Raw genomic sequence first — 13117 nt, 5'->3', positions numbered from 1 at the left:
TTAAGTTATCTCGAAATGAAGTTTTTAGGATACCTGCTATATAGGGGAATAAGAAATATAGAAAAGACAGTAAGGCGATAGCTTCAATTAAAACACGAACATTTTTGGTAAATCTATTGATTTTTGTTCGTGAAAAAGATAATATAATAACCGTTGCTATTTTAATTGGAAGCAAGGTGTTACGAATGAAAAATCAATTTAAATTAGAAGAAAACCATACAAATGTACGTACAGAATTATTAGCTGGGTTCACAACCTTTTTAACGATGGTTTATATCGTTGTCGTTAACCCCGGGATTCTATCAGCAGCCGGGGTCCCATTCGAGCAAGCGTTCATGGCTACGATTATTGCTGCGGTCGTAGGTACACTGATAATGGCTTTTGCAGCAAACTATCCAATTGCGATTGCACCTGGGATGGGGATGAACGCATACTTTGTGACAGAGGTTATCCAGCAGGACGTCAGTTATTCGGTTATTTTAGGCACTGTATTCTTAGCTGGTATTTTATTTGTAATTTTGAGTTTGACAAGTTTAAGAGAGATGCTAATTACAGCCATTCCGGCTTCATTGAAATATGGGATTACCTCAGGAATTGGGTTATTCATCGCTTTTCTAGGACTAAGGATGTCAGGAATTATCGTAGCGAGTGAGGAAACGTTGGTCACTTTGGGAGACTTGACCGCACCGGGGACGTTGTTGACAATTGTGGGTCTATTCATCACGCTCATTCTCATTGCAAGAAATGTAACGGGCGGACTATTTATTGGAATGCTGATTACTGGTATCATTGGTTTTTTTACTGGTCAGCTAGAGATCACCAAAGTTATGTCAGCCCCTCCAACGCCTGTATTTTGGGATATTGATCTCGCAGGAGTTTTTGCGAACAGCCTTTATACTGTCATCTTTGCCTTTTTACTAGTTACAATCTTTGATACGACAGGAACAATGGTCGGTGTTGCTGAGCAGGCTGGATTTATTCGGAAAGATGGAAGTCTGCCACGAGCTAGAGCGGCCTTGATGGCTGATGCCTCAGCTACCACGATAGGAGCTATGTTTGGGACGAGCCCGTCATCTGCTTACATCGAATCATCTTCTGGTGTAGCGGCAGGGGGGAGAACGGGCTTGACCACCACAGTGGTCGCTGTCCTGTTTATTGTCTCCATGTTCTTTGCTCCTCTTGTTGGAGCCGTATCAGGTTTACCTGCTATTACCGCACCGGTTCTTATCATCGTCGGTTGTTTTATGATGGAAGGTTTAGCCAACGTCAATTGGAAGTCATTTGACGATGCTTTCCCGGCATTTATCATTATTCTGACGATGCCTTTAACTTCAAGCATTGCCACTGGAATTGCAATGGGATTCATCACGTATCCTGTTCTTAAATTGGTTATGGGTAAAGGGAAATCTGTGCACTGGCTGCTATACCTTTTTGCGATTATATTTATATTACAAATGACTTTTTTCCCTGGTCATTAATATGGAACGAGCCTCATGGAAAATCCATGAGGCTTTTTTTATGTATTTCTGCCAATTCCTGTATAGATTGGCAGTGGACGAGGCACCCTAATTGAAGGTGATGCCAATGGGATTTTTAAAAAGATTTTTCTTAGGAGATGGGACAAAAGTAGAAGATCAAACGCTCCTAGAAGATCAGAACGAGCCTCAGCAACCAAGTTCAACGAAATTAAAAGATAACGTCGACTATTTAAGAAGTGCATTCAAGGGAACCAGTGATCTGAAAATAAGGTCGCTGAAAAGAGGTCAGGCTGTACTTATCTATATTGAAACTCTCGTAGATCAAGATAAAGTGCAGGATAAAATCTTTTCTCCTATCGAATGGGGTAAGGTGGAAGACTTTCCTGACATACCAAATGCACGGCATTCGGAAAACCTTGAAGAAGCGATTAATACCTTGCTCAGGGGTCATGCCATCTATATGGAAGATGGAAGCAAGGTCATTACACGGTTTAGTGTGACCTCTGTCTTTAACAGGAATGTCGAAGAGCCTCAGAATGAAAAAGTAGTTCGTGGCTCGCATGACGGTTTCGTAGAAAATTTGTTGATGAACATAAACCTTGTGAGAAAAAGGATTAACCATAGGGACCTCGTGGTTAAATATTTTAAAATCGGCAAAAAAACGAATACGAATATAGCTATTCTGTATATGGATGGATTAGCTGACCCTGAAGTTATTCAAAAAATGGAAGAGAGAATTCAAGCGATCAGCGTAGAAATGATTCAAAGCCCAGGGTATATCGAAGAATTCATAGAGGATAACCCTTATTCTCCTTTCCCGCAAATGTTAAATACAGAACGACCTGACCGTGTAACGGCAAATATTATGGAGGGAAGGGTTGCGTTGTTTGCAGAAGGGAGTCCGACAACCTTAATTGCACCTTCGACTTTCTTCATGTTTTATCAGGCATCCGATGATTATAATGCACGTTGGTATACAGGTACGTTTGTTCGTTTAATCCGTTTGGCTAGTTTTATTATTGCAGTTGCTCTCCCGGCATTTTACATTGCTATCATCAGTTACCATTATGAAGTGTTGCCTGATGACCTTCTTATCCCAGTGAAAAGCTCCATCAATGAGATTGCCTATCCGCCTTTACTTGAAGCATTGATCATGGTCATCATTATTGAGCTGATAAGGGAATCAGGGATTCGTCTTCCTTCACCTGTTGGACAGACGATAGGGATTGTAGGGGGTCTCGTTATTGGAGACGCTGTCGTAAGAGCGGGACTTGTATCCAATCTTATGGTAATTGTAATTGCGTTGACGGCTATCGCTTCATTTGTGGTTCCATCGAACGAATTAAGTACAACACTGAGGCTGCTGACCTTTCCTATTATCTTCTTAGCAGGAACATTTGGATTCATAGGAATTGTTTTTGGATTTTTATTCTTAACTATCCATTTAACGAGACTAGAGTCTTTTGGAGTACCTTACTTTTCTCCTGTTGCACCATTAAGTATTAAAGATTTGAAAGACACTTTTATACGACTTCCGTTGTTTATGATGAAAAAAAGGCCGAAAGATGCTCATCCATTAAAAGCTGAAGCTATGCAGGAGTCGAGGGAGTGGGTGAAGGATGAACAAAACAAAAACGAAAATTAAATTATCCCGGCGTCAGTATTTCTTCATTATTGTTCAAACTGAAATTGGCGTCGGAATTTTGTCTTTGCCTTATGATCTTCATACTGTAGCGAAACAAGATGGCTGGATTTCTCTTCTTATTGGAGGTATCCTTCTTCAAATAGTCCTATTTATCATTTGGCTGATTGCAAAGAGATATCCAGAAAAAGATTTTTTTGAGATTAACGAAGCTGTTTTTTCCAAGTGGGTGGGAAAATGCGTTTCTTTCCTATATATCGCATACTTTATAATAGTAGGAATGGTGATATTGCTTTTGTTTGTCCGCCTGATCAGTCTTTGGGTACTCCCTCAGACACCTTTTTGGATATTAGCATTTTTTATGATCCTGGTTTGTTTTTATCTGGCTTCGGGCGGTGTCATCGTAATGGGAAGGTTTTACACGTTTGTCTCTCCATTGTTAATTTTTCTTATCGTATTTGTCATATATGCAACAAAAGAATCTAAACTTTTATATCTCTTTCCTATCTTACAATCAGGGTGGATGCCTGTTATAAAAGGAGCGAATGAGGCTGTTTTGTCATTCTTTGGTTTTATTATTAGTTTAGTAATTTATTCCAAAGTAGAAGGAAAGCCAAAACAAAAGTTGAGGACCATTTTTTACGCTCATTGGTGTGTAGTCCTATTTTATTTATTTACCGTTATCGTTAGCTTTACATTTTTTAGTACTATAGAAATCAGTTTTGTTCAAGAACCGTTGTTATTTATGTTAAAATCCTTTGAGTTTCCAGTCGTAACAAGGCTCGACCTGTTTTTCCTATCAATATGGATGGTCAGTGTAGCAACGACGATAACAACTTATATTTATATGATAGGCTTAGGCATCATAGATGTTTTCAATACGAAGACCACAACCATTCCTAATTTGATTGCTGCTGCTCTTTTGTTCATCCCGTCTTCGATCGTCGGTTACAATATGAACCTGGTTGATCAAATTAATAACTTGGTTGTATGGTTTGGCTATATATTTTCGATCGCTTTTCTTGTAATTATTTATGTAGTTAGTCTGCTTAGAGGTAATAAGCGAGGAGGAGTATCGTGAATAAGAATTGGTTTTATATAGTCTTATGCCTCGTTCTTCTTACAGGCTGTTGGGATCAGAGACAATTTAAAGATATAAAACTTGTGCTTGCCATAGGATTTGACAAGAATGAAAATGGAGGAATTCAAGAAACAGTCACCATTCCAACGATTCAGCGCAGTACAGATGGTCCAGCAAGTGAATTAATTAAGGTAGTTACAACCTCAGGAGACACTCCTAGGGAAGCACGAGATTATACTGATCAGATGGTTGCAGAATCATTTGACCCTTCAAAATCGAAAGTTATCTTATTAGGGGAAGATTTAGCTAAGGACAGTATCCAGCCAGTCTTTGATCAATTTTATCGAAATCCGAATAATAATCTAAACGCTTATATAGCAGTTATAGAGGGGAAAGCCGAAGATGCGATTAGACTATCACCTGAAAATGAGACGAGTTTCAGTAGTTACGCCAGTGGACTATTGGAAGGACTGGTTACTTCTACTCATTCTACAGGGGAAAACATAGAAACGCTGCATGGTGAATTACTTGAACCGGGGGTTGATTTCGCTGTCCCTTTGTTAAGGGTGGATGAGGAGAGGGAGCTTTTAAATTTTATTGGACTTGCTTTGTTCCATAAAGATAAATATTCGGGTGAGTACATTCCAGCTCATCACACCTCTTTGCTAATGTTATTAGAGGGCAAGAGAGGCAGGGTTACCAACATTACAGAAAAGGTGACAGACGAGGAGGAAAATCATGTGAGGAACTACATTACTGTTAAGGTAATGAAGAACGAGCATGATATAAAGGTTAAGGTGGAGGGTGATCAAGTTACGGCTAATATCAATTTAAACTTAAAAGTGAGAGTTGTGGAATATCCGAGAAACCACTTGACAGATAAAAAAACAATTAAAGAGTTAAATAAGAAGCTCTCAGAAATATTGACAGAGGATTCCAAGGAAGTCTTAGCTACCATTCAAGAAGCGAACAGTGATGTGTTTTATATTGGACGCAAACTTCAAGCTTACCATCCGGAATACTGGAACAAAGTGAAGTGGGGGGAGGAATTCCCGAACATTAATATTGTTCCAAATGTGAAAGTGAAGATTGTCCAGTACGGAGTAATTAGTTAAAAAAATTTTGTTTTTTTGAAACCTATAGCCCGAGTGTTTCGTCTGTATAGTACAGACATTTTAAAGTGCTGCTGTAAAAGGATCAAGTATTGAAATTACACACCCATGCAGTAATGAATAGAGCGCTACTTGCAAAAGTGGGGGCGCTCGTTTCATTTATAAATTTGTATACCTCCCCTTAGGTATAGCACCTGTCGACTGACCATTGGCAGGTGCATTTTAGTTTCTGGTGTACATAGAATCTTATTATTAAGCCAAACTACATCTGACTACACTATAAAGGAGCGAACGAATGTGAAGTTTTGGATGTGGTTAGGAGTCATGATGATGGCAGCGGTATTGTTCGTCCAGGTACCACAAACGACGCACGCGGCAACAGATACTTATATTGTAAAAAGCGGAGATACATTGTGGAAGATATCCAAGCGTTATCAAATTGGATTATCTGAAATTATCAACGCTAACCCGCAATTCTATAACCCTGACTTGATTTATCCTGGTGATCGGGTGACCATCCCATTGAAGGGGAATATCAAGTCTGTAGAACAACAGGTCATCGATTTGACCAATCAGGAACGTGCGAAAAATGGTTTGCCAGCACTTAAAGAAAACTGGCAGCTATCCCGCGTTGCACGCTACAAATCAAGAGACATGAGAGACAGAGGTTACTTTTCTCATACATCTCCAACTTATGGATCGCCTTTTACCATGATGAGGGATTTCAACATCAATTACCGCCGAGCTGCCGAGAATATTGCAGCAGGACAGCGCACGCCACAAGAGGTAGTCAATGGATGGATGAATAGTGCTGGCCATAGGAAGAATATTTTGGATCCCAACTTAAGACAAATTGGGGTCGGTTACGCTAAAGGTGGAAGTTACGGTCATTATTGGACGCAAATGTTCATTAGTCAATAAGGAATTAGCAGGTCGATGTTCATTCATCGACCTTTTTCTTATGTAAACCCTTTACAGAATGAGACTTTCTGATTATGATAGAAAGCAGAGTTTTATTTTGAGAATGATTATCAATATTAGGTGGAGGGACAGAAAAATGAAACATAGAAAACTTATGGTTTTTATACTTATGATTGCCTTTGCATTTATTCTTACTGCTTGCGGTACCAGTGAGAATGAAGGACAATCTTCTGAGGATCAAACGAAAGAAGAAGATCAGAACGAAGATACAAGTGTCATTGAACACGAAATGGGAAAAACAGAGATCTCTGGTACACCTGAAAAGGTCGTAGCTCTAGAGTTCTCTTTTGTTGATAACCTTGCGTCACTAGGTGTATCTCCGGTTGGAATTGCCGATGATAATGACAAGGAACGTATCATTGAACCCATTCGAAAAAAAATCAGTGATTATACGTCTGTAGGGACTCGTAAACAGCCTTCGCTAGAAGTGATTAGTTCGCTACAGCCTGACTTAATTATCGCAGATATGAAGCGTCATAAAGATATCTATGATCAGCTTTCTGAAATTGCACCCACAATCATCCTTCCTTCTCTTGCAGCAGATTACGAAGGAATCATCGACAGTTTTGAAACGGTAGCGAAAACGATGGGAATGGAAGAAAAAGGGCAGGAAGTTCTGAAGGAACATAAAGCAAAAATGGAAGAGCTACGTGCAAAAGTCCCAGAAGATGAAGATCGTACTGTTTTACCGGCAGTAGTAGCTGACAGTGGGTACTTTGCTCACAACATGGAATCCTACACAGGTTCTCTTTTAGAGTCTATTGGATTAAAAAATGCCATTCAAAGCGGCGATGCTCGTTACAATAAGATTAATTTGGAACAAGTTGTAGAATTTAATCCTGATGTGATGTTCCATATGTCGACGGGCGATCAGACCGTTGTAGATGAATGGAAGAACAATGACCTTTATCAAGATATATCAGCTGTGAAAAACGATGAAGTTTATGAGGTGGATCGCAATATGTGGTCACGTTTCCGCGGCTTGATTTCTTCAGAGAAAATCTTGGAGGATGCTATCCGATACCTTTATGAATAACAGAAAAGCGGAGGGCCAGCCTCCGCTTTTTTATGTCATTTTATGATAAAGTGGAATCAGCTTTAGGGAGAAATAGGAGACATAATATATGGAAACAATGTTGAAACAAAAACAACCTCATACGTTCCGGATCAGCTTTACGCTGATGATTGGGCTTCTCTTATTAGTGATGAGTTTGGTCGCCAGTTTGAGTATAGGGGCTTACCAGATTGATTTTAAGACGGTTTTAGGTCTCCTTTTTAACGACAACGGTAGTAAAGCATCCTCCATCATCCATACCATTCGTCTGCCAAGGGCTGTCATTGGCATGGTAATTGGGGCTTGTTTAGCTATTGCCGGTGCCATCATGCAATCCATTACAAATAACCCGCTTGCTTCTCCACAAATCTTTGGAGTTAATGCAGGAGCATCTTTAATGGTCGTGCTTGGTGTGGTGCTTCTTCCTGATTTAGCTCCGAACACGTTAGTCTATTTCGCGTTCGCAGGAGCTGCAGTAGGCGGAGCAACGGTGTATTATTTAGCTTCAACGGGGGGAGGGATGACCCCTGTTAAACTTGCACTTGCAGGGATTACCATCCACATGTTTTTGTCCTCTATAATTGAAGGGGTTGTCCTTTTTAATGAAACCTCCACAGAAGATGTCTTATTTTGGCTGGCCGGGGGAATAGACGGGCGTAATTGGGGAGACGTGAAGCTGGTGCTTCCTTGGGCGATCGTAGGAATAGTGGGTGCCTTAGCCCTGTCTAAATCCCTAACCCTTCTTAGTTTAGGAGATGATGTGGCCAGGGGTCTAGGACAAAAAATCGGACTTATTAGAATGGGTTCTTCTTTATTGGTTGTTATTTTAGCGGGTGCTTCTGTGGCTGTTGCAGGTCCAATAGGGTTTATCGGTTTAATGATCCCTAACATCGTTAGAAAAATAATAGGCTCTGATTACTTGTACATCATCCCGGTCTCAGCAGTATTTGGAGCGCTTTTATTAACCGTGTCTGATGTGATATCACGCTTTATCGCATTTCCGTCAGAGTCACCAGTAGGGATTGTCACCGCATTGATTGGTGCCCCATTCTTCCTTTATTTAGCCCGTAAAGGAGGTCGTAAAGCATGAAAAAAGAGAACAAAATCCCTTTGTTATGGATAATGGGATTAGCTATCTTGGTTTTTGTCGGTGCCTTTATATCGATTGGTGTAGGAGCTGTTTATATTTCGCCTTCAGCGATTGTTACCTATTTCCAGGGTTCAAATCCAGAGGGCCAAGCTTTTATTATTGAAAATTTCCGAATGCCAAGGATTGTGATGGCCCTGTTAGTCGGAGCTGGATTAGGGGTATCCGGAGCGATTCTGCAAGGGATCATTCGAAATCCACTCGCTTCACCCGACGTTATAGGAATAACAAAAGGAGCGGGCTTAGCGGCGGCTGCTACCATTATTTTATGGGATGATTCTCCAGTCATTGCTTTACCTATTGCTGCTTTTATTGGAGCAGGTGCGGTAACAGTAGCTCTCTATATATTCGCCTACAGACAAGGGGTAAAACCAGCGACTCTCGCGCTTGTAGGAATTGCTTTAGGTGCGATTTGCCAGGCAGGCATACAGCTTTTGACAGTGAAATTCCCAGTTGAAACAAACGCAGCCCTCGTATGGCTGACAGGCAGCATGTGGGGCAAAGATTGGACAGATGTTCTTCTCCTTCTTCCTTGGATCCTACTCCTGTTCCCTTTGGCGTTATTACTCTCACCGAAACTCGACGTCTTGAACTTAGGGGATGATGTTGCTGAAGGACTAGGAGAGCCAGTAAAAAGAGCGAGAGCGTTACTACTTGTGGTCGCGGTCATTTTGGCTGCTGCCTCTGTTGCAGTTGTAGGTACGTTAGGGTTTGTCGGCTTGGTTGCTCCTCACATCGCAAGACAACTCGTAGGTAATAGACATTACTTTTTAATTCCTGCTTCAGCACTGACTGGCATGGCCTTGTTATTATTAGCTGATGGTCTTGGACGAGGGCTGCTCCCGCCAACTGAAGTCCCTGCAGGAATTTTCACAGCTGTCATCGGTGCTCCATACTTTTTATATTTATTAAGAAAGATGAGCGTCACAAAGTAGACCTTACCAAATGGGTCTGCTTTTTTTATGAAATTTAATGAATATACACATGTAAAAATAATTTTTAATCGACAAAAATGGATAAAAACCGTGCTATGTTGGGTAAATTAGCCACAGAGAGCATCTTTTATCAAGCTGCATGAAAATTTTGCCTATGTAAAAAAGCCTTGCATGACGTCTGACAACCTGTTAATATTCATAGTGGAATTACTTGATGTAAGCATTTTCATCAATTGTGCATTTATCAGTTTTTTAATACATTAGGGGAGGATTTATCCGTGGATATTCTTTTAGGAATTCTTGCAGTTGCTGTCATTCTTGGACTTTCATTCCTCATGTCAAATGACCGCAAAAATATTAATTTTAAAGGCATTGGAATCATGCTGGTTGTTCAGTTGCTTATTACTTGGTTTATGTTCAATACCGATATCGGACAAACGATCATAAATGGAATCTCCTGGGGATTCAATAAGTTGATCGAATACGGAACAGAAGGGGTTAACTTCGTCCTTGGCGGTGTCCAAGTCGGAGAAAATGGTGTTTTCTTCTTTAACGTACTACTAATTATTATCTTCTTCGCAACAATCTTGTCTGTTTTGACCTATTTAAAAATCTTGCCGTTTATCATTAAATATTTAGGTTGGGGACTATCTAAGATTACTGGTCTTCCAAAAGTTGAGTCCTTTAACGCCGTTAATAGTATCTTCTTCGGCCAATCAGAAGCTTTACTTGCCATTAAATCACAGTTCCACAATTTGAACGATAACCGTCTTTATATCGTCAGTGCTTCAGCTATGGGGTCTGTATCTGCATCCATTGTCGGTGCTTATCTAGGTATGCTTCCAGCCAAATATATTCTAGTTGCTCTTCCATTGAATATGTTCAGTGCGTTGATTGTAGCTTCCATTATTGCTCCTGTAAAAGTTTCTAAAGAAGAAGACCACGTTGACATCCAGGACGTATCGAATGCTAAAAGCTTTTTCGAAGCAATGGGTAACGGAGCGCTTGATGGCGGTAAAATCGCATTGATCGTTGCATCTATGCTAATTGCCTTTATTGCATCTCTTGAATTAGTGAACGCTATATTTGGTGCCGTCTTCAATGGATTTACATTGCAAGAGCTTCTAGGTTACATCATTGCTCCAATCGGATTGCTTATGGGTATTCCGGCAGCAGAAGTAATTGATGCTGGTGCGATCATGGGTACGAAGGTCGTCACCAACGAATTCGTAGCGATGCTTGAATTCCAGAATATGCTTGATGGCGTATCTGAGAAAACGGTTGGTATCGTAACGGTATTCCTTACAAGCTTTGCGAACTTCTCTTCCATCGGGATTATCGCAGGTACCGTACAAGGAATTGATTCAGAAAAAGGCGGACGCGTGTCCGGTTTTGGTATGAAACTTCTTATCGGTGCTACCCTTGGTTCTATGCTATCTGCAACAATTGCAGGTCTATTCCTATAATAGATTTCACAGAAAAGAGATGAGGCCATCCTCATCTCTTTTTTTTGGTTTGATTTATTAATTAGTGGTTTTGCAATCGCACATTTTTTCTATTATAGCCTCTTTAGCCTGTACACTTAACTTCAAATTTTTTAGGTCCTTAACCTTATATGAAATAGGGTTGGCAGGAAAAAGACTCGCTTTCCTGCGGGGGAACTGGCAAGCCTCTTCGTTCGGTACGCTCTCTGTGGGGGCTCGCCTAGCCCCTTCTCCCGGGGGAGTTTCGCCGTTTTCCAGCCAACCCATCTGTATTGTGTATTACCGACCCATTGAAACCTTCCAGCGCGTAAGAGAATTATTAACTTCATGCTATTAAACAGCAACATATAAGAATTTATTTACATATAACGAGTCATTATAATTTAGGATTCGTGAAACCTAGATGTTTCCGTCCTTCCCATAAAGGAAGGAGGTTCGAGTAATCGCGAGACTCCTGTGGGATGAACATGATAGGTGAGACTCCGGAAGATGTAGTCTGATAAGGCTCAGCACATGCCCACGGAAAGCGAGTGATTGCTCGGACCTCCAAGTTTTATCTATGGCAACGGAAACTTTCAAATCACTTTATCTCAAATTGAATCCTTTTACTATCCTGCTATGTAGTTGAAGCATGGGCACCGATTGATTAGAAGGAGTTTTTTGACTGTTGCTCGAAGTTTATCTAAGTGTGATAAGGGCAATACAAACAATAGATTCCATGGGAAGGAGATTTGTAAGATGGTGAAATCTTATCAACTTTTTATTAATGGAGAATGGGTAAATACGGATGATCAACTTGATGTACTCAATAAATATACGCAAGAAACGTATGCACGTGTGGCGAAAGCTTCTGAAAAAGAAGTCGATCAGGCTGTAGAAGCTGCTCAGCACGCGTTCAAGACCAACCCGATGGCACCTTATCAAAGATTCGAGATTTTGAAAAAAGTCAGCGAACTTCTTTTAGAAAATAAGGAAGAGCTTGCAAAAAATATCACAATGGAAGCAGGCAAACCGCTTAAACAGGCACAAACGGAAATTGACCGTGCTTCTCAGACATTTGAGCTTGCGGCTGAAGAAGCCAAGCGCATTCACGGAGAAGGTGTACCTGTTGAAGCCGCACCTGGATCTGAGAATAGAATGGCCTTTACGATCAAAGTTCCTGTAGGTGTCGTAGGAGCAATTAGTCCATTCAACTTTCCGGTAAATCTTGTTGCTCACAAGATCGCACCGGCTATTGCAGCAGGAAATGCTGTTGTCCTTAAACCGGCGAGTAAGACCCCTATATCTGCACTGAAGCTTGCAGAACTATTTGAGAAAGCTGGACTGCCGAAGGGATATTTAAACGTCGTTGTTGGTTCAGGCTCTACTGTTGGTAACCAAATGATGAAAGATTCTAGAATCAATATGTACACCTTTACAGGCAGCGCAGAGGTCGGCCTGAAGCTGAAACAGGAGACAGGGCTGAATAAACTGATTCTTGAACTCGGAAACAACTCTCCAGTAATCATCGATAAAGAAGCTGATATTGATGCGGCCGCACAAAACGCTGCTGCCAAAAGTTATGCATTCGCAGGTCAGGTTTGTATTTCAGTTCAGAGACTTTATGTTCATGAGGACATAAGAGAAGAGTTCCAGCAAAAATTCATAAATGCCATTAAAGAATTACATGTCGGAGATCCAAATGATCCAGAGACAGACGTCGGTCCAATGATCAGTGAGGATGAAGCGAAGCGTGCAGAAGAATGGATTGAAGAAGCGAAGAAAGCAGGAGCAAATGTCGTCTATGGCGGCGAACGCGAAGGGGCTTTACTAAGACCTACGATTTTGACGGATGTCAACGAGGACATGAAAGTCGTTTGCGAAGAAATCTTTGCTCCCGTTGTCAATCTTATTCCATTTAAAGATATTAAAGAATGCATTGATGAAGTCAATCGTTCTCAATACGGATTGCAAGGCGGTATTTTCACTCAAAATATCGATACAGCGTTTTATGCGGCTCGTAATGTTGAAGTTGGCGGCTTAATGATTAACGACTCCTCCCAATACCGTGTCGACCTCATGCCATATGGAGGCGTGAAGGGTAGCGGTTGGGGTAAAGAAGGCCCTAAATATACAATTGAGGATATGACGGAAGAACGGCTGATCGTTATGAATCTTAATCAATGATAAATAAAAGCCCCCTTGTGAAAAGGGGGCTTTCTGT

Annotated in this window: 10 protein-coding genes; all 10 read left to right on the top strand. The window is 40.9% G+C overall.

The window, feature by feature from the left end; genetic code table 11:
* Positions 1-185 precede the first annotated feature (185 nt).
* The 10 genes from HM131_RS15670 to HM131_RS15620 all read left to right on the top strand — a co-directional run bounded on the left by HM131_RS15670 (position 186) and on the right by HM131_RS15620 (position 13080).
* Positions 186-1478, top strand: coding sequence for an NCS2 family permease (locus tag HM131_RS15670; RefSeq protein WP_085030657.1), 1293 nt, complete (start codon positions 186-188; stop codon positions 1476-1478).
* Between the two features lie 106 nt (positions 1479-1584).
* A complete protein-coding gene (locus HM131_RS15665) occupies positions 1585-3123 on the top strand; it encodes a spore germination protein (protein ID WP_085030656.1) in 1539 nt (512 codons plus the stop codon).
* Entirely contained in the window at positions 3098-4201 is a 1104-nt protein-coding gene (locus HM131_RS15660; protein WP_085030655.1) for a GerAB/ArcD/ProY family transporter, read from the top strand. The genes HM131_RS15665 and HM131_RS15660 overlap by 26 nt, the downstream gene beginning before the upstream one ends.
* Entirely contained in the window at positions 4198-5316 is a 1119-nt protein-coding gene (locus tag HM131_RS15655; RefSeq protein ID WP_085030654.1) for a Ger(x)C family spore germination protein, read from the top strand. Before HM131_RS15660 ends, HM131_RS15655 begins: the two co-directional genes overlap by 4 nt.
* Positions 5317-5643: 327 nt before the next feature.
* Complete coding sequence (safA, locus tag HM131_RS15650) at positions 5644-6234, top strand: SafA/ExsA family spore coat assembly protein (protein WP_408607138.1); 591 nt, start codon at positions 5644-5646, stop codon at positions 6232-6234.
* A gap of 136 nt (positions 6235-6370) precedes the next feature.
* Entirely contained in the window at positions 6371-7330 is a 960-nt protein-coding gene (locus tag HM131_RS15645; RefSeq protein ID WP_232324804.1) for an ABC transporter substrate-binding protein, read from the top strand.
* Between the two features lie 97 nt (positions 7331-7427).
* Complete coding sequence (locus tag HM131_RS15640) at positions 7428-8438, top strand: FecCD family ABC transporter permease (protein ID WP_085032053.1); 1011 nt, start codon at positions 7428-7430, stop codon at positions 8436-8438.
* Complete coding sequence (locus HM131_RS15635; RefSeq protein WP_085030653.1) at positions 8435-9430, top strand: FecCD family ABC transporter permease; 996 nt, start codon at positions 8435-8437, stop codon at positions 9428-9430. Before HM131_RS15640 ends, HM131_RS15635 begins: the two co-directional genes overlap by 4 nt.
* A 278-nt stretch (positions 9431-9708) precedes the next feature.
* On the top strand, positions 9709-10896 hold the full coding sequence (locus tag HM131_RS15630) for a NupC/NupG family nucleoside CNT transporter (protein ID WP_085030652.1): 1188 nt from the start codon (positions 9709-9711) through the stop codon (positions 10894-10896).
* Between the two features lie 756 nt (positions 10897-11652).
* On the top strand, positions 11653-13080 hold the full coding sequence (locus HM131_RS15620; protein WP_085030650.1) for an aldehyde dehydrogenase family protein: 1428 nt from the start codon (positions 11653-11655) through the stop codon (positions 13078-13080).
* The last annotated feature ends 37 nt before the right edge of the window (positions 13081-13117 follow it).

The sequence above is a fragment of the Halobacillus mangrovi genome, assembly GCF_002097535.1.
GTDB classification, from domain to species: Bacteria; Bacillota; Bacilli; order Bacillales; family Halobacillaceae; genus Halobacillus; species Halobacillus mangrovi_A.
This window is presented reverse-complemented; position numbering and strand designations above follow the sequence as displayed.

Bases quoted from the DNA above. Each gene is read 5' to 3' on its own strand.
- HM131_RS15670 (WP_085030657.1), top strand. From the start codon at position 186: ATGAAAAATCAATTTAAATTAGAAGAAAACCATACAAATGTACGTACA.
- HM131_RS15665 (WP_085030656.1), top strand. From the start codon at position 1,585: ATGGGATTTTTAAAAAGATTTTTCTTAGGAGATGGGACAAAAGTAGAA.
- HM131_RS15660 (WP_085030655.1), top strand. From the start codon at position 3,098: ATGAACAAAACAAAAACGAAAATTAAATTATCCCGGCGTCAGTATTTC.
- safA (WP_408607138.1), top strand. From the start codon at position 5,644: ATGGCAGCGGTATTGTTCGTCCAGGTACCACAAACGACGCACGCGGCA.
- HM131_RS15645 (WP_232324804.1), top strand. From the start codon at position 6,371: ATGAAACATAGAAAACTTATGGTTTTTATACTTATGATTGCCTTTGCA.
- HM131_RS15640 (WP_085032053.1), top strand. From the start codon at position 7,428: ATGTTGAAACAAAAACAACCTCATACGTTCCGGATCAGCTTTACGCTG.
- HM131_RS15635 (WP_085030653.1), top strand. From the start codon at position 8,435: ATGAAAAAAGAGAACAAAATCCCTTTGTTATGGATAATGGGATTAGCT.
- HM131_RS15620 (WP_085030650.1), top strand. From the start codon at position 11,653: ATGGTGAAATCTTATCAACTTTTTATTAATGGAGAATGGGTAAATACG.